The organism is Variovorax sp. Root318D1 (assembly GCF_001424835.1).
Taxonomy (GTDB): domain Bacteria; phylum Pseudomonadota; class Gammaproteobacteria; order Burkholderiales; family Burkholderiaceae_C; genus Variovorax.
Genome location: NZ_LMCQ01000023.1, coordinates 129,794 through 153,964 on the forward strand (window position 1 = coordinate 129,794; position 24,171 = coordinate 153,964).

Annotated in this window: 16 protein-coding genes; 9 read left to right on the forward strand and 7 right to left on the reverse strand. The window is 65.1% G+C overall.

From position 1 onward, the window contains the following. Window positions 1-117: 117 nt before the first annotated feature. The 4 genes from ASC78_RS27555 (at window position 118) to ASC78_RS21560 (ending at window position 6,213) form a co-directional block, all read left to right on the forward strand. A complete protein-coding gene (locus ASC78_RS27555) occupies window positions 118-1,191 on the forward strand; it encodes a hypothetical protein (protein ID WP_157634506.1) in 1,074 nt (357 codons plus the stop codon). Between the two features lie 189 nt (window positions 1,192-1,380). After that, window positions 1,381-1,818, forward strand: coding sequence for a hypothetical protein (locus ASC78_RS21550; RefSeq protein ID WP_055806031.1), 438 nt, complete (start codon window positions 1,381-1,383; stop codon window positions 1,816-1,818). Between the two features lie 13 nt (window positions 1,819-1,831). Then, window positions 1,832-5,281, forward strand: coding sequence for a zeta toxin family protein (locus ASC78_RS21555; RefSeq protein WP_162246111.1), 3,450 nt, complete (start codon window positions 1,832-1,834; stop codon window positions 5,279-5,281). Between the two features lie 68 nt (window positions 5,282-5,349). Then, entirely contained in the window at window positions 5,350-6,213 is an 864-nt protein-coding gene (locus ASC78_RS21560) for a hypothetical protein (RefSeq protein ID WP_157634507.1), read from the forward strand. Between the two features lie 140 nt (window positions 6,214-6,353). Here ASC78_RS21560 and trmB read toward each other — a convergent pair whose 3' ends face one another. The 4 genes from trmB to ASC78_RS21580 all read right to left on the reverse strand — a co-directional run bounded on the left by trmB (window position 6,354) and on the right by ASC78_RS21580 (window position 10,162). After that, window positions 6,354-7,088 carry a tRNA (guanosine(46)-N7)-methyltransferase TrmB gene (gene trmB, locus ASC78_RS21565; protein ID WP_055806040.1) on the reverse strand — a complete coding sequence of 245 codons (735 nt, stop codon included), beginning with the start codon at window positions 7,086-7,088 and terminating at the stop codon, window positions 6,354-6,356. After that, window positions 7,088-8,011, reverse strand: coding sequence for a tRNA glutamyl-Q(34) synthetase GluQRS (gluQRS, locus tag ASC78_RS21570; RefSeq protein WP_055806042.1), 924 nt, complete (start codon window positions 8,009-8,011; stop codon window positions 7,088-7,090). The genes trmB and gluQRS overlap by 1 nt, the downstream gene beginning before the upstream one ends. A gap of 11 nt (window positions 8,012-8,022) precedes the next feature. Beyond that, complete coding sequence (locus ASC78_RS21575; RefSeq protein ID WP_055806047.1) at window positions 8,023-9,123, reverse strand: NAD(P)/FAD-dependent oxidoreductase; 1,101 nt, start codon at window positions 9,121-9,123, stop codon at window positions 8,023-8,025. A gap of 85 nt (window positions 9,124-9,208) precedes the next feature. Next, window positions 9,209-10,162, reverse strand: a complete 954-nt coding sequence (locus ASC78_RS21580) for a LysR family transcriptional regulator (protein WP_055806744.1) — start codon at window positions 10,160-10,162, stop codon at window positions 9,209-9,211. 170 nt (window positions 10,163-10,332) lie between these two features. On the opposite strand from ASC78_RS21580, the gene ASC78_RS21585 reads away from it, so the two are divergent. The 4 genes from ASC78_RS21585 (at window position 10,333) to ASC78_RS21600 (ending at window position 13,237) form a co-directional block, all read left to right on the forward strand. After that, a complete protein-coding gene (locus ASC78_RS21585; protein WP_055806050.1) occupies window positions 10,333-11,034 on the forward strand; it encodes a pirin family protein in 702 nt (233 codons plus the stop codon). 89 nt (window positions 11,035-11,123) lie between these two features. Further along, window positions 11,124-11,561 (forward strand): DoxX family protein, encoded by a 438-nt coding sequence (locus tag ASC78_RS21590; protein ID WP_055806053.1) that lies wholly within the window; start codon window positions 11,124-11,126, stop codon window positions 11,559-11,561. A gap of 56 nt (window positions 11,562-11,617) precedes the next feature. Further along, a complete protein-coding gene (locus ASC78_RS21595; RefSeq protein ID WP_055806056.1) occupies window positions 11,618-12,169 on the forward strand; it encodes a flavodoxin family protein in 552 nt (183 codons plus the stop codon). A 144-nt stretch (window positions 12,170-12,313) separates the two neighbouring features. Next, window positions 12,314-13,237, forward strand: coding sequence for a pirin family protein (locus tag ASC78_RS21600; RefSeq protein ID WP_055806059.1), 924 nt, complete (start codon window positions 12,314-12,316; stop codon window positions 13,235-13,237). A 36-nt stretch (window positions 13,238-13,273) separates the two neighbouring features. On the opposite strand, the gene ASC78_RS21605 is transcribed toward ASC78_RS21600, so the two are convergent. Continuing rightward, complete coding sequence (locus ASC78_RS21605) at window positions 13,274-14,059, reverse strand: sulfurtransferase (protein WP_055806062.1); 786 nt, start codon at window positions 14,057-14,059, stop codon at window positions 13,274-13,276. 61 nt (window positions 14,060-14,120) lie between these two features. On the opposite strand from ASC78_RS21605, the gene dnaE reads away from it, so the two are divergent. Next, entirely contained in the window at window positions 14,121-17,639 is a 3,519-nt protein-coding gene (gene dnaE / locus ASC78_RS21610; protein WP_055806065.1) for a DNA polymerase III subunit alpha, read from the forward strand. Between the two features lie 61 nt (window positions 17,640-17,700). Here the strand turns inward: dnaE and ASC78_RS21615 are convergent, their stop codons facing one another. Both ASC78_RS21615 and ASC78_RS21620 read right to left on the reverse strand, forming a co-directional pair. Then, window positions 17,701-22,932, reverse strand: a complete 5,232-nt coding sequence (locus ASC78_RS21615; protein WP_055806067.1) for an AAA domain-containing protein — start codon at window positions 22,930-22,932, stop codon at window positions 17,701-17,703. Next, window positions 22,929-24,149, reverse strand: a complete 1,221-nt coding sequence (locus ASC78_RS21620) for a SprT-like domain-containing protein (RefSeq protein ID WP_055806070.1) — start codon at window positions 24,147-24,149, stop codon at window positions 22,929-22,931. Before ASC78_RS21620 ends, ASC78_RS21615 begins: the two co-directional genes overlap by 4 nt. Between the last annotated feature and the right edge of the window lie 22 nt (window positions 24,150-24,171).

A 24,171-nucleotide genomic window follows, 5' to 3' on the forward strand; every position in this document is an offset into this window, starting at 1 on the left:
CCCCAAGGACGTTGAAAAGTACGGTCTTAAGCAGATCGACAAGATACGAGTGGATTGGGGTGCGCACGGGCATCAATTCCAGCGTGAACTGCATTATTTCATCGGAAGAATATGGTCATGAAAAAAATAGAAAACCCAGTCAATTTCGGCGCGACGATTGCAATCGCAGCGATGCTTTTATTTGAAATATGGACCACATCCCAAAGAGTCAATTTTCTTTTTGATCAAGAAAATTATATAGGCGGCCAATCGGTTCTGATGCGCGTCGTATTCAGGTACGCGGGCGCCATTATTGGATCTTGCATTGTCGTGTGGGCACTCCATTTGGCAAGCCGCGCGATGCATCCCACGGAGCATCACGAGTCGAATAAAAAATCATGGGAAGAAGGTGCAGAAGAACCTTCAAATTCAGCCCAAAATGTTACAAGCAGCGATGCCAAGCCAGTCTCGAAGGTACTGATAGCCATCCTTACTGGGATAGCGAGTGCGTTTTTTATGAGTCGTTCTATTTATTCCGGCCCCGTCACTGTCGGGGAGATGCCTTTAATTATCGCTACGCAGCCCAAATCAGCCGATGAGCTAGCAGAAGCAACAATTATCGCACTGGAAAATAAAAACGCAACCTATAAACTGCTACTTGAAGTTGACCCGCAATTTCGCAGCGAGCTACATGCAATAATTAAGTCGTCCAATAATTTCAAAGACGCCGATGATGTGGAGCCGCTCCTGGGACTTCTTTTCGCCAAGACAGGCAAGTATTTGCCATTTGCAGATGATGAAGTTGTTGCAGAATTTGCTAGGCAGAGAATTGAATTTCTCAGCAAATTAGATGCAGCCAATTGCGACTCTTTGATCAATGCGAAGTTCGCCAATTTGAATTTATCAAGCGAGATGCGTTCAGATCTTCAAAATGCCGAAGGCAACTTACTTGCGAGCGGTGTCAGCGGACTCAAAAATGGGCGCAATGCAAAATTGACCTTTACATCAAAAGAGCTCCTTTCATATTTAACTGAAATAGAAAAATCCAGCGGCATTTTTAAAAAGAAAGATTTTCTAAATGCTCTTGATGAAAAAACACCACCGCAGGAGCAATGCAAGGCATTTTCTTCATTATTGGATTTTGCAAAAAATGGAAAATCAGCAAATATTGCCAAGCTCTGGCGAACACTCATGCTGGGAACACGAGATTGATTAGGCACATCAAAGGTGCATGCAAAAATTAATGGAGGCATCCACCAATTGAGCGTTATACGCAATCAAAAGACATCAAATAATGCCTCGACAAGCGCCATTTGCAGCATTGCCAGTTGAAGTGCAATGTCATAGGCGCATGTCATGCTCGATATTTTCTGAAATGACCACTTCGAAAGAGAACAACACGTGAATCACCCCCCCGCCTCCGAGAGAGATTACTGGGATCGGATTTTGAATCTCGCCAAAGACAATGGCGGCAGCTTTACGCTGGATCAGATTCATGAGGAATTTGATCTGAGCAGCAGGGAAATAAAGAAGATCGCGAAGTTGATTGAAGAAGATCGCTCGGATGATGCTGTCGACAACTATGAAAATGCGGAAGGCCCGGTTAAGGCATGGAAGGCTCGGTCTATCTCCGAAGGATATGAAGAAGAAAAACTAACCTTCCCAGATAAAGATCGCAAGAACAGATTAATGGATCTGCGAGTAATGGCTTACCGCGAATTCAATTCAATCGACATTGATGACAATGATGCCGTTCAAGCGATTGATTTGAAGTACGTTACCCTTAATCAAATCTTCCTTTATGTGCGAAACAAGGGAGTCCTCCATGGCTGGTTCTAATCCCTATCGACTCTTGGCGGCGGAGAACGAGCGGATTTTTCGTGAAGAGATTCTTCCGGAAAAGTTAAAAGATATCGGGTCTCGCGTTCATCCAGTCGAACACCCCAAAATGGTCATCATCGGCGGCCAGCCTGGGGCCGGAAAAAGCCGCACGATGGGTGGTGTCGAACGCGAATTGACGCATCAGGGCGGTGCTCTCAAGATTTCACCGGACGATTTTCGGGAACACCATCCGGCGTTCGAGAAGTTGAACATTGCCAACGACCGCACCTCATCGACCTTCACCCACGAGGACGCCGGCATCTGGGCCGAAAAGCTCGAAAAGTACGCACGAGAGCACAAGCTCAACGTAATTCTCGAAGGCACGCTGCGCACCCCGGAGAATGCCGCGACGCGGTTGCAGCAATACAAATCCGCCGGCTACACCACCGACGTGCGCGTGGTCGCCACCAATGAGCGCACCAGTTGGCAAAGCGTGCACAGTCGATATGAGTCAGATAAAAAGAACGATTACGGCCGCTGGGTCCCCCAGGATGGTCACGACTCCGCCTACAAGGGTGTTCTGGACAGCGTCGAACTCATCGAAGCCCGCAAGCTGGCCGACCGCGTCGGCATCTACGACCGCAACGGCAAGGCCATTTATCAAAACGAACTCAAAAACGGCCAATGGGAACATGCGCCTGCAGCCCGTGACGCCTTGGCCGGCGAGCGCAGCAAGCCTCTCACGCCTGCGCAATGGGATGAGCATCTCAAGAACTTCGACAAAATCACCCGCAACGTCATCCGTCCGGGCCGCGCTGCCGGCGTAGAAGAGATCCAGGAGATCCAGCGACTGCGCGCCCGCTCCGAGACGATCGCCACCGAGCAACTTGGACATGCACCTGCCAGGTCCTTGGGCACCCGCCTCACGCGCCTGGGCGCTGCCGATGCCGCCATCGGCGCCACTTCGGGTTTCAAAACCTTCACCAAAATCGGCGGTGCGGGTGGCGGCGTCCTGATGGCCTACGGTGCGGTCAGCACCCGCGAGCAATACACCGCCCTGCAATCCCAAGGCAACCAATACGCCGCCGACGCTCTGCTGCGCGAGTACATGGAGAGCGCCACCCTGGGCCTGGCCGGCGGTTTCGCGGCAGGTGCCGCCTACGGTGCCGCGACAGGCTCCTGGAGCGGTCCCGGGGCACTCGCCACCGGCTTGGTCGGCGGCGCCATCGGCGCCGTGGGTGGCGATTACATCGCCAAGGCCCACACCCAGCACAAGGTCAACCACCAAAGCGGCAGCGACGGCATCACCTACACCCACACCGCGCAAGGCTGGATGCGCGGCAGCGCTCCGGCGCCGGCCAGCCAGCTCGAGGCCCTCGAATACAAGCGCTCGACGGCCGTCACCTCGCTGGCGGTGGCCAAACCGCAGGTGCTGGACACCAGGAACATCACGTTGGCCGATGCGCAAGGCAAGCAGACTGCGTGGCACGGCGACGGCAAAGGCCAGTGGACAGCCACCGTGACCAACCCGGCCTACGATGCCGAAGCCTTTGCGCGCGACATGAGCACACGCATGTCCGATGCCATGCGGCGACCGGGCGGTGGCTTGGACGGCAAGCCGGGCATGCCGCCGATGGCGCTGTCCGTGCCGCCCGTCAAGACCATCACCGCCGATGCCGCCACCAGCGCGCAACTCAGCCAGATCGCCGCCCAGCGCCAAAGCGCCAACGACCACTACCCGCAGATCGTCGCCAAGGCCTACGTGATGGACTATTACGGCCGGGGTTGGGACAAGAGCGGAACGTTGCCCGAGTTCGCCGCCAAGGCACTGAACATGTCGAGCGAAACACACATCAAGGACCCGGCCACGGGCAAGGTATGGGACGCCACAGCCAAAGGCTTTGAGCGCACCGAGCGCACTTACGTGCCGGAAGGCGACGGTGCGGTCGCGCGCGACGTGACAGTGCAGCCGAATGCGCAGGAAGCGGCGCGCCTGCTGCAGACACAGCAGCAAGCGCGTGAGGCCAATGCGCAGCAGGGGGCGCGGTTCATAGCGCAGACCTATGAGGCGGTGCAGCAGCAACAGCCGCAAGCGCTGCAGCAATCAGCGCCGCAGCGGCAGTCGCAGAACGCACCTGCGCGAACGGAGACGCCCGCATTGGCATCGGCAGCCGTCACCAACGCCATCCATGGCCATGTGCGCGAGGAGCCCAATGCCACGCGCCAGCAGGTGCCTGCACAGCCGCAGCCCGCGAGCGGCCATCTGACACCTCAGCAGATCGAGCGCATCACCACGCATGAATCGCGCGTCGTGCCCACGCCCGGCGGCATGAGCTTTGCCGAGGCGCACAGGCGCCGCGACGAATCCGAGCAACTTTCTGCGGGTTCGTTGCAGGCGGTGGGCAAGCTCGATGAAATCCACCGGGCCAAAGGCAGCCCGTTGCACCGGATGCACCAGGCGCAGGAGCAGGCCCTGATGCGCAGCCTGGGGATTGCGCAGGCGCAGGACAGGGAACGGTTCAAGAATGATCCCAAGCTGCCACAGCCCTCGGTGGAACGCACGCAGGAGCGCGTGCAGGAACGCGCACAGGACCATTCGCCAAGGCGTTTGCTGGAGGAGGCGCCTGTGCAGAAACAGTCCTTGTCATCCGCACCCGAAGTGCAGGCGCCGGCGCCGACCCGGGGAGCGCCTGTGGTGGCGCCTGTGGCACAGGCGCATGTCAGCCCTGCGCGGCCGGCCGCTGGTGCCGAGGCGATGCACTCGCCGACAACCCACGCCTCAATGGCTGCCCCGGTGCACTCGAACCCTCAAGGCGATGCCGCAGCCATTGCGGCGGCGCAAGCCCAGGCGGCTGCGGCACAGGCCCTGGCAGTTGCGGCGCAGGCCGAATTGGCCCAGATGCACCAGCAGATGGCGCAGATGGCCGCAGAGCGCGGACACGACGGCCTGGCGCGGCGTGATGAGCGCGATGAGAGGGATCAGCGCGGTCAGCCTGGGACGACGCAACTCGCGCAAGGCCGCGACACCCGGCAAGATTTGGAGGCTGGCACGCACCGCAAGCAGATATCAGCCACTGCCGTGGCTGATGCGAGCCGCCCGTTGCTGCGCGAATTCAGCGACCCGAGTCATCCCCAGCATGCGCTGTACAACACCCTCAAAGAGGTGCTTCCCGAGGGTACGTCTCCGAGATGGGTGGCACAGGCGACGGCTGCCTGCTACATGTCGAACATCAGGAAGCCCGACGATCTGGGCGACGTCCACGGCATTAACGGAACGGTTCTGTTCAAGTCGACCTCGTTGCTCGGCCAGTACGCCGCTCTTGAAGCCACGCAGCCTTTGCGCACAGTGCAGCAGACCATGCAGGACGTGCAGCAGTTCGACCAGCAGCGCGCGATCGATCGCGCCCAATCTCAGGCACAGAACGCCGCGCAAGCCAACCAGCAGCAGGGGCCGGCGCTGGGCGGGGCGGCGATGCTGTGAAACCGGCGACCAAAGCGCCAAGAACATGCTGCAACCCACGCCAAGAGACACGTCGACAAGGGCAATCAATGAACGAAAAAGAAAAGCGCCGCATGGCGCAAAACGAGGTGTGGGCGAGCAGCCTGCACGCACTGCGCCGCCACCTCCCGGTCATGCAGCGCAGTCAAACAGAACTCTCACACGGCGTCGGACAACTCCAGGTTAGTCAGGGAAGCGCTACCAATCTCTATGCCTGGTACGGGCTGAATGCACTGGCAGACCTGCATGCGGTCGCAATATCCGCGCTACTCCAGGAACATGATTTCGGTGCGCAGGCGCTGGCCCAGGACGCGATTCATCTGGCCGTGAACATCGTGTACTTGCTGGACGACCCGGGTGGGGATAGGTTGACAGGCGCTTTGCGCAATCTTCTCGACGCGCAACGCACGCGCTTTGCCGCCTGGCAGGCTGTGGCGCCGGAGAACAAGGAGGCTCGTCAACGGGTCGAGCAACTGGCGTCGGATTGCGCTCAGTCGCCCTGGTACGCGGGCGCGCCGGCTTGGCCACCTCTTGGCGCACGTGCGGATGCGGTAGGGATGGGCGAGTGGGTACACCCCGTGTTGGCGGCCGCTACCAACGCGGAACAGACCACCGCACAGGAACTGATGAACTTTCTGCAATGCGAGCGTGGCTCACAGGAGGAACGCAAAGCTGCACATGCATACCGTACCGCTCGGTGCGCATCGGATGCCCTGTATGTCGAGGCTATTGCGTTGCGACTGTTTGCCCATGCCTTGCACCGGATGGCTTCAATGATCCGAGACCAGGTAGCCGTTACTTACGCGGAATTGTCCATGGAGCGAATGGATGACGTCCTCGCCGAGCATGGTCGGCTGGCCGAGGAACATCGCAATGACATGAACCTCTACATGCGCGTTCAGGGCAACGCTTGACGCAGCGCCAACGCGTTGGCCGCGCTGATGCCCAGTATCCGCACACCGCTCGCCGGTGTGGTCGCTCAATGCTCCCCGGGCGTAGAGCGCGAAAACGCGGGTGAAGGGTAGCCGCGGCTGCTGGCGAACACGGCGGCCACTCAGGCGCGCTGAAACACCAGGTCCCAGACCCCGTGGCCCAGCTTGAGACCGCGATTCTCGAACTTGGTCAGCGGCCGGTAGCCCGGCTTGGGCGCGTAGTCTTCGGCCGTGTTGCGCAGCAGCGGCTCTGCGGACAGCACCTCGAGCATCTGCTCGGCATAGGGTTGCCAGTCGGTGGCGCAATGGATGTAGCCGCCCGGCCGCAGATGCCCGGCAAGCTTCTTCACGAACTCGGGCTGGATCAACCGCCGCTTGTTGTGGCGCTTCTTGTGCCACGGATCGGGAAAGAACACGTGCACGCCGCCCAGCGAATCGGGCTTCAGCATATGGTCGAGCACGTCCACCGCATCGTGCGCGCAGATGCGGATGTTGGTGATCGACTGCTCGCCGATGCGCTTGAGCAGTGCACCCACGCCGGGCTCGTGCACTTCGCAGCAGAGAAAGTTGGTCTCGGGCATCACCGTGGCGATGTGCGCGGTGGCCTCGCCCATGCCAAAGCCGATTTCGAGCACGGTCGGCGCGGCGCGGCCGCCGAAAGCGGCGGTGAGGTCGAGCGGCTCGGGCTTGTAGGGAATGAGAAACAGCGGACCGAGCTCGGCAAAGGCGCGCGCCTGTCCGTCGGTGGTACGGCCGGCGCGCTTCACGAAGCTCTTGAGGCGGCGGTGCAGCGGGTGCGGCTTGTTGTCGTCGTCGCTGGGTGGAAGGTCGTGGGGCACGGTGTCGGAAGAGGTCATTACGGCCGCGAATTGTAGAGATCGCGCCATTCGGGCACCCAGCCGGCCAATGCCGCGGCACACGTGCCCCCCTGCGCAGCGCCCAGGCCGAGCACGCGAGCGGCGGCGTCGAGCGAGTTCAACGCGGCTTCGGGCGTCGCGGTATCGATGGAGGTGGCGCCGTTCTGCTTGGAGAGCTTGTCGCCGTCGGTGCCGCGCACCAGCGGTGTGTGCAGGTAGCTGGGCGTGGGCAGCCCGAGCGCGCGTTGCAGCAGGATCTGGCGGGCGGTGTTGTCGGCCAGGTCTTCGCCGCGCACGACGTCGGTCACGTCCTGTTCCGCATCGTCGACCACCACTGCGAGCTGGTATGCCCAGGGGCCGTCGGCACGGCGCAGCACGAAGTCGCCGACCTCGCGGCTGACGTGCTGGCACTGGCGGCCGAGGCGGCGGTCGGTCCAGCAGAGTTCACCGTCCGGCAGCGCCGGCTGGGCAGATTCGAACTTCTCGGTGGCAAAGCGCCAGGCCCGCGCGGGCTTGCCGTGCAGGCCGTTGCGGCAGGTGCCGGGATAGACGCGCTCTCCGTGGCGCGTGTGCGGCCGGCCAAGGCGCGCCAGCGCCTCGTCGATGTCCTTGCGCGAACAGCCGCAGGGGTAGGCAAGGCCGAGGGCTTGCAGCCTGGCAAGCGCCGCGTCATAGCGCTTGGTGCGCCCCGTCTGCCACACCGGCGTTTCATCGGGCAGCAGGCTGCAGTCGGCCAGTTGCCGGAGGATGTGTTCGCCCATGCCGGGCAGGCAGCGTTCGGTGTCGGCGTCTTCGATGCGGATCAGCCAGCGCGCTTGCGGACCGCGGGCGCGCACGTCGAGCCAGCTCGCAAGTGCGGCCACCAGCGAGCCGGCATGCAGCGGGCCGGTGGGCGAGGGCGCGAAGCGGCCGGTCTCCCGCATCCCTGGTTGGATCAGGCCGCTGCCAGCGCCAGTGAAAGGCCCGAAAGGAACGCGTCTTCCACGCGGTGCCCGGTGCACCAGTCGCCGGCCACGCCAATGCGTGCCTTGGCGTCCCAGAGGTGGCTTTTGCCAACGGGAACCTGGGTCTGGGCTTCGGTCCAGCAGCGCGCCTCGGCATGCGTGGGCGCGGCATGGATACCGGTGATCTCGGCGAAGGCACGCAGCAGCTTGGCCTGGACGCGTGCGGCATCGTCGCGCAGGTGTTCCTGCGACCACGCGGCGCTGGCCTGCAGCGTCCAGCGCTCGATGCGTTCGCGGCCGGGCTTGGACGACTCGCGCGCGAGCCACGCCACGCGGTGGTGGGTGCTGCGCGCGGCATTCCATTGCGGGCCCAGGTGCGACATGGTGGGCTGGTTGGCCTGGGGGAAGGCGATCATCAGCGTCCAGCACGGCGCGATGCGCACCGGCTCGATCTTCTGGCTGACGGAGGCGGAGAGCTTGCCGTCGCCCAGCAGCACGCGCGTGCGCGAAGGCGGCACGGCCAGCAGTACGCCGTCGAAGCCCGAGTACACGTGCTGCGAATCGTCCTGGCCCGCGGTGCGCAGCTGCCAGCGCTTGGGGTCGAGCGCATCCGGTTCGATCTGCGTGACCTGCGTGTTGGCGACGAGGCTGTCGCCGAGCGGTGCAGCCCAGTGGCTCACCAGCGCATCCATGCCGGGCTGGGCCACCCAGTGCGATTCGCGGCCGGGCAGGGCCGCCTCGGCCACGCGGCCATGCGCATCGAGCACGCGCACGAGGTTGGCGCTCCATGGGCGGCAGAGACTAGGCGTGGCTTCGAGCGCCAGCGCAAAGCGGGGATCGCGCACGGTGAAGTACTGCGCGCCGCTGTCGAAGCGGCCAAAGGCGGTGTCGACGCTCGCCATGCGCCCGCCGGGCGCGGCTTCGCGTTCGAACACCGTGACCTTGTGGCCGGCTTGCACCAGGGTTCGGGCGCAGGCCACGCCGGCAATGCCGGCGCCGACGACGGCGTAGTGGCGTGGAGTGGCGGGCGTTCGGTGGCGGTCGGCCGCCTTTGCTGCCTTTGCCGTCTTTGCGGTTGCGCGAGTGGTCATGAGGGTTCTTTTCTTGTGCGGGGGAGACGATGGATGTGTCCGGACTCTACAACGGTCTGAGAGAGGCGTTCCGGGGCGGCTGGGCTCAGCGCCCCCGGTGCCGCTCCAGCAGCGCGCGCCGCGTGGCCTCGTGCTCGAATTGCGCGAGCCACCATTCGAGCGCGCGGCCGGGCCCGCCTGCGCTGCGCACGCGCCACGCGCAGTGCATGGTCGCGAGAGGCGGCTGGCGTTCGGTCTTGCGTTCGACCAGGTGGCCGGCCTCGATGTAAGGCCGCGCCATGGGCTCGGGCAGAAAGCCGCCGCCCAGGCCGTGCAGTTGCGCCGCCAGCTTGGCATGCATGCTCGGCACCGTGAGCACGTCTTGTCCTCCGACGAGGTTGACCGTCATCCCCGGCCCGCTGCGTACGGAATCTGCGGCCGCCACCGCGCGGTGCTGGCGCAGTACCGCATCGGTCAACGGCTCGGGCAGGCGCGCCAGCGGATGGTGCGGGGCCACGGCATAGACGAAACACAGCTCGCCGATCGGCCGGCTGCGAATGCCGGTAGCGGTGAAGGCCAGGCTTGCCGCGTCGAGCACGGCGCCCACGGCCAGGTCGGCCTCGCCGCTGGTCAGCGCCTCGATGGTGCCGAGCAGGGTTTCGTCGCGCAGCTTGAGCCGCGTGGGCGGGTCAAGCGCGAAGAAGGCGGTGGCCAGGTCGAGCAGCGGATCGCGTGCGATCACGCTGTCGACCGCAATGGTGAGCATTGGCTCCCAGCCGGTGGCCACGCGCTTCACGCGGTTGGCGACCGCATCGATCTCGCCCAGCAGCCGCGTTGACTCGCGCAGCAGTTCGGCACCGGCTTCGGTGATGCGGGCCTGGCGCGTGCTGCGGTCGAACAGCAGCACGTCGAGCGCGTCCTCGATCTGGCGCACGCGGTAGCTGAGCGCGCTGGGCACCAGGTTGAGCTCACGCGCCGCGCCCGCAAAGCTGCCGGTGCTGGCCACGGTCTGCAGCATCGCGAGCGCGTCGGGGGTCAGTACGTCTCTGGCGCTGGGCATGGCGGTTCCGTGGTCGTTTGACTGATCAAAAAATTTGAATGATGCCATCAAAACCCGGCGCTTTTTCAGCCGGGGTGCGGGCCTAAAGTTCTTCACATCCGCTGCGCATCCGGCGCGGCATACGAAGAAGGCCCGAGCATCCCCTCGGGGCAGGGCCAAGGAGTTCGACGATGTTGCAAGTCCGTAAATCACAGGAACGCGGTTATGCCGACCACGGCTGGCTGCGCTCGTTCCACAGCTTTTCTTTCGCCGGTTATTACGATCCCGCCTACATGGGTTTCGGCAACCTGCGGGTGATCAACGAAGACCGCGTGGCCGCCGGCGCCGGTTTCGGCACCCATGGCCACAAGGACATGGAGATCATCAGCTACGTGCTCTCGGGCGAACTGGCGCACAAGGACAGCATGGGCAATGTGGAATCCATTCCGCCCGGCGACGTGCAGCGCATGAGCGCGGGCCGCGGCGTGATGCACAGCGAGTTCAACCACAAGGCCGACGAGACCACGCACTTTCTGCAGATCTGGATCGAGCCGAACGTGCGCGGCATCGCGCCTGGCTATGAGCAGAAGAAATTCAGCGACGCTGAGAAGCGCGGCAAGCTCCGCCTGGTGGCCTCGCCCGACGGGGCCGACGGTTCGGTGACCGTGCATGCCGATGCGCGTCTTTTCGCGGGCTTGCTCGACGGCGACGAGAAGGCCAGCCTGGCGCTCGATCCCAAGCGCAAGAGCTACGTGCACCTGGTGCGCGGCGAACTCGAAGTCAATGGCCAGAAGCTCGCAGGCGGAGACGCCGCGATGCTCGAAGGCGAATCGCAGCTCACGCTCGGCGCCGGCAAGGACGCCGAAGTGCTGGTGTTCGACCTGGCCGCCTGATCCCCGTGCCGGGCGCGCGCCGCCCGGCATCTGTCTTGCTTTCCCCGTTCTTTCATTCAATCAATCGACAACCAAGGAGTTACTTCATCATGGCAACCACCACTTTCAACGCAGCCGCAGCCAACACCCCCAATGCGGCACAGGACACTCTGTCCCTCGTCGGCCGCGTACTGCTGGCACTCTTGTTCGTACCGGCAGGCTTCAGCAAGCTCATGGGCTTTGCCGGGACGGTCGGGTATATCTCGTCCGTCGGCGCGCCGCTGCCGCAGGTCGCGGCGGTCATTGCCATCATCGTGGAGCTGGGCCTGGGCTTGATGCTGCTCGTCGGCTTCAAGACGCGCCTGTCGGCCGTGGTGCTGGCAATCTTCACCGTGGTGGCATCGGTGCTGTTCCACAACTACTGGAACATGCCCGCCGACAAGGCCTTCGTGAACCAGCTGATGTTCTTCAAGAACATTGCCGTCGCCGGTGGACTGCTCGCTTTCGTGGCCTTCGGTGCCGGCCGTTTCAGCATCGACAAGAAGTAAGCTGATCCCCAAGGCTTCGCACAGTGACCATCGCGTCCACCCAGGAGATTCATCCAATGGCAAACATCGTCGTCGTCTTCCATTCCGGTTACGGCCACACCCAGCGCGTGGCGCAAGCCGTGGCCGATGGTGCGGACGCGCAACTGCTCGCTATCGATGCCGATGGCAACCTGCCCCAAGGCGGCTGGGAGACGCTGGCCGCGGCCGACGCGATCATCTTCGGCTCGCCGACCTACATGGGCGGCGTGAGCTGGCAGTTCAAGAAATTTGCCGATGCCTCGTCCAAGGTCTGGTACACGCAGGGCTGGAAGGACAAGCTCTTCGCGGGCTTTACCAACAGCGCCACCATGAACGGCGACAAGGTCGCGACCATCGGCTACCTGTGGACGCTTGCGATGCAGCACAGCGGCCTCTGGGTCAGCATGGGCATCCTGCCGACCAACAACAAGGCGGCCACGCGCGACTCGATGAACTACGTGGGCGGCTACGGCGGCCTGCTGACGCAATCGCCTTCGGACGCGAGCCCGGCCGAGATGTTCAAGGGCGACCTCGACACCGCACGCGCGTTTGGAGAACGCATCGCCGAAGTGGCAAGATCACGAGTCTAGAACTTACCCCCAGTCTTCGCGCACTTCGTGTCGCTTTCGCCAACCCCCTTCCAGGGGGCGACACCAGTGGCCCGGCAAAGCCGGTTCCACGGTGTCCCACGAAAAGACAGTGACGAAGCTGACAAATAAACAACGGAGCGCACGATGACCGACACCACCGCACAGACCCAACTGCTTCAACCGCACGACAAGGACCTGGGCGGTGGCTTCAAGGTGCGGCGCCTGTTGCCGGCGGCGAACCGCCGTTCGGTCGGGCCCTTCGTCTTCTTCGACCACTTCGGGCCGGCCACCGAGCAGCCCGGCGCCGAGCACGACGTGCGGCCGCATCCGCATATCGGCCTTTCCACCGTCACCTACCTTTTCGAAGGCGCGATGATGCATCGTGACAGCCTTGGCAGCGTGCAGGAGATCCTGCCTGGCGCCATCAACTGGATGACGGCGGGCCGCGGCATCGTGCACTCCGAGCGCAAGCCCGAGCGTCTCAAGACCGACACCTACGTGAACCACGGCCTGCAGCTCTGGGCTGCCTTGCCGCAGGTGCATGAAGAAACCGAGCCGAGCTTCGAGCACACGCCGGCCAGTGCCATTCCGGAGCTGGTGGAGCAGGGCGTGGCGGTGCGGGTGCTGGTGGGCGAAGCTTTCGGAAAGCGCTCGCCGGTCAAGACGCTGTCGCAGACGATCTACGTCGACATCGCGCTGCCCGCGGGTGGCCGCTTCGAGTTGCCCGCGCTGGCGCCCGAGCTTGCGGTCTATGCCGTCGATGCCGATGCGAGCGTCAACGGCGAGCCGATTCCCGTGCACACAATGGCGGTGCTGCCGGACGGCCAGGGCGCGGTGCTCAGCTCGACGACCGCCGTGCGCCTGATGGTGATTGGCGGCGAGCCGCTCGATGGCCCGCGGTACATCACCTGGAATTTCGTCTCCAGCCGACGCGAACGCATCCTCGAAGCCGGCTCCGACTGGGCCGCACAGCGCATGGGCCACGTGCCCGGCGAGACCGAATTCATTCCGCTGCCGGGCAAGCCTTTTGGCGTGCGCGAGCCTGACGTGGGCACCACACCAGTCTGACGCGCCCGCGGTAAAGAACGCCCCGCGCCGCGGGGTTCAGTGCTTTAGCGCCAGGTCGGGATCTTCGGAGGCGCGCGCGCTGGCATCGGCCGCGCGTGCGCTCAGGTCGGGCGCCAGCGCACGCCGGCCGTCGAACACGAAGCAGTCGCCGTGGTAGTGCGCGCCGCCGACCTCTTCGAAATACTTCAGGATGCCGCCTTCGAGCTGCAGCACGTTCTCGACGCCTTCCTCGCGCATCAGGATGGCCGCCTTTTCGCAGCGGATGCCGCCGGTGCAGAAGCTCACCACCGTCTTGCCTTCAAAGTCGGCGCGATGCGCCTTCAGCGCGGGCGGGAATTCGGTGAACTTGGTGATGCGCCAGTCGATCGCACCGTCGAAGGTGCCTTCGTCGACCTCGAAGGCATTGCGCGTGTCGAGCAGCGCGATTTCGCGGCCTTCGTCGTCGTGCCCCTGGTCGAGCCAGCGCTTGAGGGTGGGGGCGTCCACGCCCGGCGCTCGCCCAGCGGACGGCTGGATGGCCGGGTGGTCCATGCGGATGATCTCGCGCTTGAGCTTCACCAGCATGCGGCGGAAGGGCTGCGCGGCGGACCAGCTTTCCTTGGTTTCAAGGTCGGCAAAGCGCGAATCGGTGCGGAGGTCCGCCACAAAGCTTCGGATGGCGTCGGGAAGGCCCGCCAGGAACAGGTTGATGCCCTCGGGCGCCAGCAGGATGGTGCCCATGAGGCCCAGAGCCTGGGCGCGCTCGCGCAGGTCTTCACGCAGCACGGGGCTGTCGTCGATGGCTACGAATTTGTAAGCCGCAATATTCAAAATCTCTTGCACGGGGCGCAATTGTAGGGATCGTCAACCCACATCGTGGAGTGCGGCTTTCTACAATGGAAGGATGTTTGTTCACCTGCGCCTGCACACCGAGTTTTCCGTCGTCGACGGCACCAACCGAATCGACGAAGTGGTCAAGGCGGCCGCTGCCGACAAGCAGCCCGCACTCGCCATCACCGACCTGAACAACCTGTTCGGCGCGGTCAAGTTCTACAAAGAGGGGCGAGGCAAGGGCGTCAAGCCGGTCATCGGCGCCGAGATTTTCATCGAGGGGCTGGGCAAGGAGCCCGGCGTGCTCACGCGCATCGTGCTGCTGGTGCAGAACATGGAAGGCTACCTGCACCTGTCGGAACTGCTGGCACGGGCCTGGACGCAGAACGTGGGCCGCGGCCAGTCGCAGGCGGCCTGCAAGCTCGAATGGCTCGCGGAACTGCAGGGCGGGCTGATTGCGCTCTCAGGTGCGCAGGCCGGCCCGCTGGGCGCGCCGCTGCTGCAGGGGCAGGAGGAGCGCGCCGCCGAACTGGCGCTCCAGCTGGCAGGCATGTTCCCGCATCGCTTCTACATCGAGCTGCAGCGCGCGGGCCGCCCCGAAGACGAGCCGCATGTGATTGCCGCCGTGAAGCTCGCGGCCCGGCTGCGCCTGCCGGTGGTCGCCACGCATCCGGTGCAGTTTGCCGAGCGCCAGGACTATGAGGCGCACGAGGCGCGCGTCTGCATCTCGGAAGGCGAAATCCTCGGCAACCCGCGCCGCGTGCGCAAGTTCACCGAAGAACAGTATTTCAAGTCGAGCGCCGAGATGGAAGCGCTCTTTGCCGACGTGCCGAGCGCGCTGGCCAACACGATCGAGATTGCCAAGCGCTGCAACCTGACGCTGGTGCTCGGCAAGCCGCAGCTGCCCGACTTCCCGACGCCTTTCGTCAGCGAAGGCGTTCGCATGCCGATCGACGAGTTTTTCCGCCAGGAGTCGTTTGCGGGCCTTGAAGAGCGGCTGGTGCACCTCTATCCTGACGCAACGCAGCGCGAGGCCCAACGCGAGCGCTACGTGGCGCGCCTCGAGTTCGAGATCAACACGATCCTGAACATGGGCTTCCCCGGCTACTTCCTGATCGTGGGCGACTTCATCAAGTGGGCCAAGAACAACGGCTGTCCGGTGGGCCCGGGCCGGGGCTCGGGTGCGGGCTCGCTGGTGGCCTATGCGCTGAAGATCACCGACCTCGATCCGCTCGAATACAAGCTGCTGTTCGAACGTTTCCTGAATCCCGAGCGCGTCTCGATGCCCGACTTCGACATCGACTTTTGCCAGGGCAACCGCGACCGCGTGATCGACTATGTGAAGGACAAGTACGGCCGCGACGCGGTGAGCCAGATCGCCACCTTCGGAACCATGGCCGCGCGCGCCGCCATCCGCGACGTGGGCCGCGTGCTGGACATGAGCTACATGTTCTGCGATGGCATCAGCAAGCTGATTCCCAACAAGCCGGGCCAGCCCGTCACGATCCAGTACCCGCCGAATCCGAAGGTCGAAGGCGACAAGAACAACTACGCCATCGAGATGGAGCCGCAGCTTGCGGCCCGCATTGAGAAGGAAGAAGAAGTGCGCATGCTGGTCGAGCTGGCGCAAAAGCTCGAAGGCATGACGCGCAACATCGGCATGCATGCGGGCGGCGTGCTGATTGCGCCCGGCAAGCTCACCGATTTTTGTCCGCTCTACCAGCAGCCCGGCAGCGACTCGGCCGTGAGCCAGTACGACAAGGACGACGTGGAGGCCATCGGCCTCGTGAAGTTCGACTTTCTGGGCCTCGCCACGCTCACCATCCTCGAGATTGCGAAAGAGTTCATCGTCAAGCGCCACAAGGGCCAGGAGAACTTCGCGTACGAGAACATCAAGCTGGACGATCGCGAGACCTACAAGCTGTTTTCCGAGGGCAAGACGGAGGCGGTGTTCCAGTTTGAAAGCCGCGGCATGCAGGGCATGCTGAAGGACGCACGGCCCACGCGCCTGGAAGACCTGATTGCGCTCAACGCGCTGTACCGTCCGGGCCCGATGGACCTGATCCCGAGCTTCGTGGCGCGCAAGCACGGCCGCGAAGAGGTGGAGTATCCGCACCCGGCCGTGGCCGAGATGCTGTCGGAGACCTACGGGATCATGGTCTACCAGGAGCAGGTGATGCAGACCGCGCAGATCCTGGGCGGCTACTCGCTCGGCGGCGCCGACCTGCTGCGCCGCGCAATGGGCAAGAAGAAGCTCGAGGAGATGGCCGAGCACCGCGAGAAATTCCGCGCGGGTGCACTCTCGACACACGGCATTCCCCAGGACAAGGCCGACGAGATCTTCGACTTGATGGAGAAGTTCGCGGGCTACGGCTTCAACAAGTCGCACGCCGCCGCGTACTCGCTGCTGGCGTACCACACGGGTTGGCTCAAGGTCCATTACACGGCCGAGTTCTTCTGCGCCAACATGACCGTGGAAATGGACGACACCGACAAGCTCAAGGTGTTGTTCGAAGACGCGCAGAAAAACTTCGGCATCACCTTCGAGCCGCCGGACGTGAACCGCGGCAACTACCGCTTCGAGCCCGTCACGGACAAGGTGATTCGCTACGGCCTGGGCGCCGTCAAGGGCACGGGCCAGCTGGCGGTCGAGGCCATCGTGCGGGCGCGCGAAGAAGGCGGGCCGTTCAAGAGCCTGTTCGATTTTTGCGTGCGCATCGATCGCCAGCGCATCAACAAGCGCACGGTCGAGGCGCTCATCAAGGCCGGCGCCTTCGACGCGATCCAGCAGAACCGCGCGTCGCTCATTGCATCGGTCGACCGCGCCTTCGAGTTCTCGTCGGCCACCGAGGCCAATGCCGCGCAGGTCGACATCTTCGGCGATAGCGAGCACGGCTCGGCGACGCAGGAGCCCGAGCTGGTCGATGCGACGCCCTGGGGCGTGAAGGAGCGGCTCACCTACGAGAAAACGGCCGTGGGCTTCTATCTCTCGGGCCATCTGTTCGACGAGATCTCGCACGAGGTGCGGCGCTTCTGCAAGCGCGAGATCGGCGACCTGATGGACACCCGCGAGCAGCAGGTAATTGCGGGCATCGTGAGCGACTTCCGCGTGATCAACGGCCAGCGCGGCCGGCTGGCGATCTTCAAGCTCGACGACAAGTCGGACTCGATCGACGCCACCGCCGACGAGGCGCTGATCAACGCGAATCGCAACACCTTGAAGGACGACGAACTGGTGATCGTGAGCGGCCGGCTGCAGCCGGGGCGCGGCGGATTCGAGGCGCGCTTTCAGGTGCAGCAGGTGTGGGACCTGGCCACGGCGCGATGCCGCTTCGGCAAGTTCCTGCGGGTAGCCGTGAACGGCAAGGCGCCCGACATCGCCCGCCTGGTGAAAGACTTTCCTCCGCGCACCGAGCAAAGCGAGCACGGCGATCTGGTGCAGGGGCTACCGGTGCGTCTCTCGATGGCGCGCGGTGGTGCGCAGGTCGAACTGCAACTTGGCGAGCGCGCCAAGTTCTTCCCGACCGATGCAGCGCTCGCGAGCTGGACGGCGCAGGCGGAAGCTGGAAAAGCCTCGGTGGTTTACGAATAAAGAGGCAAGCAAGGCGCGCGGTTGCGTAGCACCCGCGCGCGCTCGCAGGCCGAACTCGACCTCAAGCGGCTGTGCCTGGTGCGCTGGTCGCAGTGGCGGCGGCAAGTTCGCCCGCCTTGTCTCCCTTCTTGCGCAGAGCCAGTTCGATTTGTTCGAGCACGGCCTCCGGCGCATGCAGCCAATCCTTGGCGAGCACCTGCACCACCTGCCAGCCGAACGCATCGAGCACGCGCGGACGCGAGACGTAGCGTTCGAGCACGTTGCGGTTCTCGTAATGCGTGGCGGTGTCCACGAGGATGCCCAGTGCATAGTGGCCGGCCTCGGGCGCGCGTAGCGCAAGGTCGCAGCGGAAGCGCGACTGGCCCACCTGTTCATCGATTTCGTGGCCACGCGCACGCAGCGCGGCCGCGAGCTGCGCTGTCACCTCGTCGGCACGCGCATGCTGGGCGCTGCTGGCCCGCGTGAGTGGGTTCATGCCCTCGAGCACGCGCCGCGCGGTGGCCGAGTCGCCGCGCGACAGGCACTCCGCATAGCGCAGGAACTGCTTGAGGGCCGCGGCGCCTTCGTTGTGATCGTTGGTGATCGCCTCGTGGCGAATGGTCGAGACCACCGCCATGTGATGCCGTGCGCGGCTGAAGATCACGTTCAGCCGCTTCTCGCCGCCGCGCTGGTTGATCGGGCCGAAATTCATCAGCATGCGGCCGTCGGGGTTCGGGCCGTAGCAGATGCTGAGAATGATGATGTCGCGCTCGTCGCCCTGCACGTTCTCCAGGTTCTTGATGAAGAGACCGCAGAACTGGTCGTCTTCCTCGCGCACGTACTCGGCCTCGAGCCGCGCGGCGAAGTCGCTGTCGGTGGCCCCCAGCGCATCGAGCTCGGCCTCGATTTCGGTCTGCTGCGCTTCCGAGAACGCGACGATGCCGAGGCTGCGCCCGGTCTCGCGCTTGAGTAGTTCGCGCACCAGTTGTGCAATGTGGCGTGCCTCGCCGTCATTGATGCGGTTTTCGTAGACCGCATCGTTCACGCGGTGGAAGCTGATGGCGCGCGAGAGCAGGGCATCGACCTGCGCCGCCACCGATTCGTCAGTCGGGTTGCGCGACTGCACGAGGATCTCGTCGCGCGCGGCCGCGGGCAGGCTGCGGTCCGGAATGGTGAACAGGTTGCCCGCGTAGAAGGCTGCGTTCGAAAAACCGATGAGCGACTCGTAGCGGCTGCGATAGTGCCAGGCGAGCAGGGTGGCCGGCAGGTTGCGCGCGCCCTGGTTCAAGAGGCTGTCGGCATCGAGCACCACGGCGATGCGGTCGCCCTCGTCTTCCACCGACACCGTGTCGTCCTCCGGATCGCGGCCTGAGGAGAAGAAGCTCGTCGGCGGGAGCTGCATCTCGTCGCCCACCACGATGATCTGCGGCGCGCGGTAGAGCGCGGGCACGGCTTCTTCCACCGGAATCTGGCTCGCCTCGTCGAAGATCACCACGTCGAACAGATCGGCGGCGAGTGGCAGCGTGTCCGACACCGAGAGCGGGCTCATGAGCCAGATCGGTTTCATGTCGCGCACCACCTGCCCGGTGTCGCCGGAGGCGAGTTCCCGAATGGCCTTGTAGCGCATGGTCTTGCCGAACTCGTGTTCGAGTTCGCGCCGGCCCGCGCTGTAGCTTTTCTTGAAGAGCTTGCCGCCGGTGTCGAGCTGGCTTGCGGGCAGGGCGCTCTTCTGCACATGGTCGCGAAAGCGCTGGCGCACCGCGGCGGCAAGGGTGCGGGCGTTGCGGTCGAGCAGCTTGCGTTCCCCCTCGCCCAGGCGCTGCGCATGGCGCGCGAGCGCGGCACTGTCGAAACGCGGCAGCCAGCGCTCGGTGCGGTAGACCCGCTCCAGCCCTTCGTGCGCCACGGCGTATTCGACCGCGTCGGGCGCGAGCGGCAGCGTGCGCAGCGCCCTGGCCACCGCCGGATCGGCATCGGCCAGTTCCTGCAAGTGGGGCAGCACCGTCGGCAGGGTGTCGGCCTGCTCGCGCATCGTGCGGGCCAGCGCTTCGAGCGACGCCAGCGGCTGGGCGGCAGGGTCGGCCAACAGGTCGAGCCACAGGGCATCGAGCGCGTCCGTGCGCTGGCCGAGGGCGGCCAGCCGTTCGACGTTGCGGCTCGCGCCGGGTTCGGTGCGCAGGTGTGCATGGAAGGCTGCACGCACGCCGTTGCCGGTGCCATCGCCGCGGCGCAGGGTGTCGAGCTGCTGCACGAATTCGTCAGGGTCGGTGCACCCGTAGGTGGCTTCGATCTGCGCCGCCTGCTTGCCGACGGCCGAGCGGGCCGTGTGCTCGGCCAGCAGTTCCTCGAGCACCTGGCTGGGCAGCGGGCGGACTGCGTGCTTGGCGAACTCATAGCGGCGCTTGAGCTCGCCCGACAGCCGCCACCACGAGGGCTGGAGCCAGCGCAGCAAGGAGCCCTGTTGCGCCTTGGCCTGTGCGAGGCCGGCTTCGGTGTCGCCCGGCGAGAACTTGTCGCGCCAGTGGATCGTGCGCTCGAGGGCTTCCTTGAGCACCTGCTGCAACGCACGGCGCTGCGTCATCGCCTCGCCGAAAGCGAGGCTGGTGGGGTGTGCGGTGTCGAGCAGTGAGAGATGCCCGCGCGCGGCGAGCGCAGCCACGCGGCGTGCGTCGGCCACCACGGCCAGTGCGTCGCCCCAGAGGGCACGGGCGTCGGCGAGCGGCGGCCAGGCTTCGATGAGTGCATCGCGGTGCGGGCCGATCTGTTCCGCCGCGCGGTCGCCGAGTTCGACCAGCCGCGCGAGCGGCCGCTCCTGTCGCAGCAGCGCCGGTGCGAGCTGCGCGAAGGCATGCTGCGCAAGATACGGCACGCCCAGGCTTTCGGTCACGGCGAGGTGCAGGCGGGCGATCAGGTCGGCATGGCGGCGCCAGGCCGCGAAGGTGGGCAGGGCCTCGGCCTGCAACGGCGTGAGCGCCGGGTCGTGCGGCTTGAGCGCGATCAGCCGCGCCATCAGCGTACGCACCGTCACGGCCAGGTGTTCGGGTGCTTCGCGCATCGCGGCGTCGAACCGCTCCAGCGCCTTCAGGTCGGCGTCCATGGTGTCGACGAGCTGCGTGCGCTCGCGGGTCTCGGCCTCCAGTTCCTCGGGCGACGCGAGCCAGTGCTCGTAGGTCTTCTTGAGGTTCTGCACGAAGGCCTTCTTGTCGCCCTGCGAGTCATGAATCATGCAGCAGAGTTCGTCCAGCCCCTGCTGCCGCAGCCGGTGGAACACCACGTCGATGGCGGCGCGCTTCTCGCAGACGAAGAGCACGCGCTGGCCGCGGCCCACGTAGTCGGCGATGAGGTTGGTGATGGTCTGCGACTTCCCCGTGCCGGGTGGCCCCTGGATGATGTAGCTGGTGCCGGTGCGCGCCAGCGCCACGGCGGCGGTCTGCGTGGCGTCGGCCTGCACCACGGGCCACTGGTCGGCCAGCGGCAGCGCGGCCGGCGGTTCGGCATCGACCTGGCGCGGCTGCAGTGAGAACACGCGGTCGAAGGCCTCGCTCGCGATTTCGGTTTCGCTCAGGGCCGAGTAGTCGCGCACCAGGGACATCTTGCGATGGTTGAAATTGCCGAGCGTCACCGAGGTGAGGTCGACGTCCCACTGGTAGGGGTTGCCGGTGCTTTCGCGCAGCGTGAAAGTCTCGCGCTCGGTCTGGGCTGCGGTGGAGGCCATCTGCGGTGCGCGCGGCCCGGGCCGGGCGCCGACCGCATCGCGCAACGGCAGCGGGACCGGCCGCACCTTCGCGTGAAAGAGCTGAAGGCCGAGCGGGCGGAAGTCGTCGCGCGCGTAGCTGAAGTCCTGCGCCGCGACGGGTTGCGCACCGGGGTTGCGCACACGGGCACGGCGCTTGAACTGTTCGAGCCGCTGGCGGGCACGCTGATGAATCAGTTCGATTTCGGGCTGCTTCACGAGCCGCAGCTGCACGCCGGGCTCGCTGGCCGCGATCTGTGCGGCGAGCTGGGCATGGAACTGCTCGATGGTGGTTTCGCGCAGATCCACCGTCTCGGGCAGCACGATGCCGTAGAGCTGGCGCAGGTGGTGCCGCAGCGTCGGGTTGACCTGGGCTTCGCTCGAGGCGGCTTCAAGCAGGTACTGGTCTTTCACGCCCTTCTTGCGCGTGAGTTCGACCGACAGCATCAGGAGCGGCGACGCGATGCGCTCGGCCCGCTCGGTCTCTCCTTCTTTCAGGTTGTGCCAGCGCAGGAAGGCGATCACCAGCGACAGCTGCGAGAAGCCGTACTCGGAGCGGTCGCGTCGCGCCTCCTGCAGGATGCGGTCGAGCGCGCCCGGCAGGTAGGGCTGGTCTTCGAAGCGCAGCCAGCGCGCGAGCGGCACGGGGTCGCAGGTGGCGATGTCGCTCGCAAAGCGGCCGTCCCACACGCAGAGCTGGTCGACGCGGATGTTCTTGATGTCGACCACCAGCGGCACGCTCGCCACCGTGAGGTTCACGTGCGTCTGGCTGGGTTTGAAATGCAGCAGGCGGTTGCGTCGCGAGAGGTCGAAGAGGCGGTCGCGCAGGTGCAGGCGGATTGCTTGGCGGCGCTGGCCCGCGCCGTCCCTGGCGGGCGCGATGCGGTCGAGGCCGAGGTCCAGGGGCTGGTCACGGTAGGTTTCGAGCCGGCGAATCACCGAGGGCAGGTCGCGCGCGCGTTCGTGGCGGTCGAGCGCGGTCATCTCGCCGATCACCGCAGCCACCACCGGGTGCAGGCGGCGGTTGAGTGCGAACAGGTTGCCGCGGCTCGCGACAAAGCGGCTCAGGTCCTCGGTGTCGGTGAAGTCGAGCCCGCACGAGAGGCTGGCGAGCACCTGGCCGAGGCAGAGGATGTCGGTCAGCGCGTCGTGATGCCCGAAGCGCAACTCCCATGCGGTGTAGCCGGGCAGGTACACGGGGCGCGTCGGCAGGGCGTCGGGCGAGGCGTCGGCCATGAGCGCAAGGTTTTCGACCGACACGCCTTCGTCGGCATCGAGCGTCACGCGGTGTTCGCCGACCACGCGCAGCACGGAAGCCGCGGGCTGTTCGAGCGGTGCGATGGCTTCGCGGTTCTGGCGCGGCTCTGCGCCTGTGGGCTGTGCGAGCGCGAGGGCGGGTGCGTCGTCGACACGGTAGGCGAAGGCGCTGCCGAGCGCAGCGACCTTGCCTTGGTCGTGCAATGCGGACACTTCGCGCAGCAGTGGCAGCGCGAGGCTCAGCACGTCGTCGGTCTGCAGGCCGCCGTGGGCGTCGGCGGTGTCCAGCAGCTGCAGCAGAGGAGAGACGGCGGGTGTCGTCATACGGATGCGCCCTGAAGATGTTGGGCCGCTGCCTTTTCAAGCAGGCTGGCGGCATCGCGCTTCACGCGGGTCAGGCTGCGCTTGGGAAAACGAATGTCTTTCACGACGCGCTGTTCGAGCTGGTCGGCGCAGCCCATGGCTTCGGCCAGACCGAGCGCGGCGGCGAGCGTGATGTCGTCGAGGTCGGGGTCGGCCGCGACGAAATCGACCAGCACGCTGGCCAGGTAGTCGTGCACGCCAGCCGGCACCGGCGCGGGCGGCGGCATGGTCGCCGAGGGCGGCGCGAAGTTCGGGAAGAAGCGGCGCGCGTGGGCCAGCAGCGATTCGGACTGCAGGAACGGGCGCTGCAGCAACTGGGCGATGGTCTCGCGCGTCAGTGCATTGGCGCGCTGCTGGCCGAGCAGGTCGAGCGTGGCGATGTCCAGCGGGCCTTCGAGCGCGCCCGCCAGCCATTCGTCGGCTTCGGGCTGGCGCTCGGTCCACAGGCGCAACGCTCGCGCTCGCACGAACACCTCGGGGTGGCTGGTGCCGCGCGTCTGGAGTTCGGGCTCGGCGCAGATCTCGTCGGCCTGCCGCAGGTAGCTCGCCGCGTTGACCTGCGCGAGGCCGGTCTGCACCTTGACCAGCGCGGTGACCGCGGGTTCGAATGCCGCGCAGGCGATGCAGGCACCGCGGTCGGCAAAGGCCTCGGTGTAGAGGCCGTAGCGGCGCGCCGCATGCAGGTGGCTCGCGTCGGCGCGCGAATCGGCGGCCGCGGCCTGCAGGATGCGGTCGACCACGTGGTACTTGCCGCCGTCGCGCTCCCACAGCAGGTAGTGCGCGAGTTCATGGCCGAGCACGGCCTGCAGCTCGGGGCCCTGCAGGCGTTCCAGCAGCGGGCCCGAGAGCACGATGTGCGCCTCGCCAGGCAGGAAGTAGAGCGTGGCGTTCATCGTGCCGTCGCCCGCCTGGTAAAGCGTGACGCGTGCCGTGATGCCCATGCGCTGCGCGGCCGCGGTGCAATGCGCGTGCAGATCGGGATGGGCATCGGCATCGAGCCGGTACGAATTGCGCAGCAGGTCGGCGCGCACTGCCGCGGCATGCTCCTCGCGCGCTTCAGCCGAGGCAGCCCAGCGCCAGACCTCGGGCTCGTTCGCTTGCAGATGGGCGGCAAGTGCTTGCTGGTAGGGGAGCGGGGTCAGGTCTTCGAGGCGAACGGCGGGAGTGGTTTCGACCATGTCAGGAGCGCCAGGCAATGAG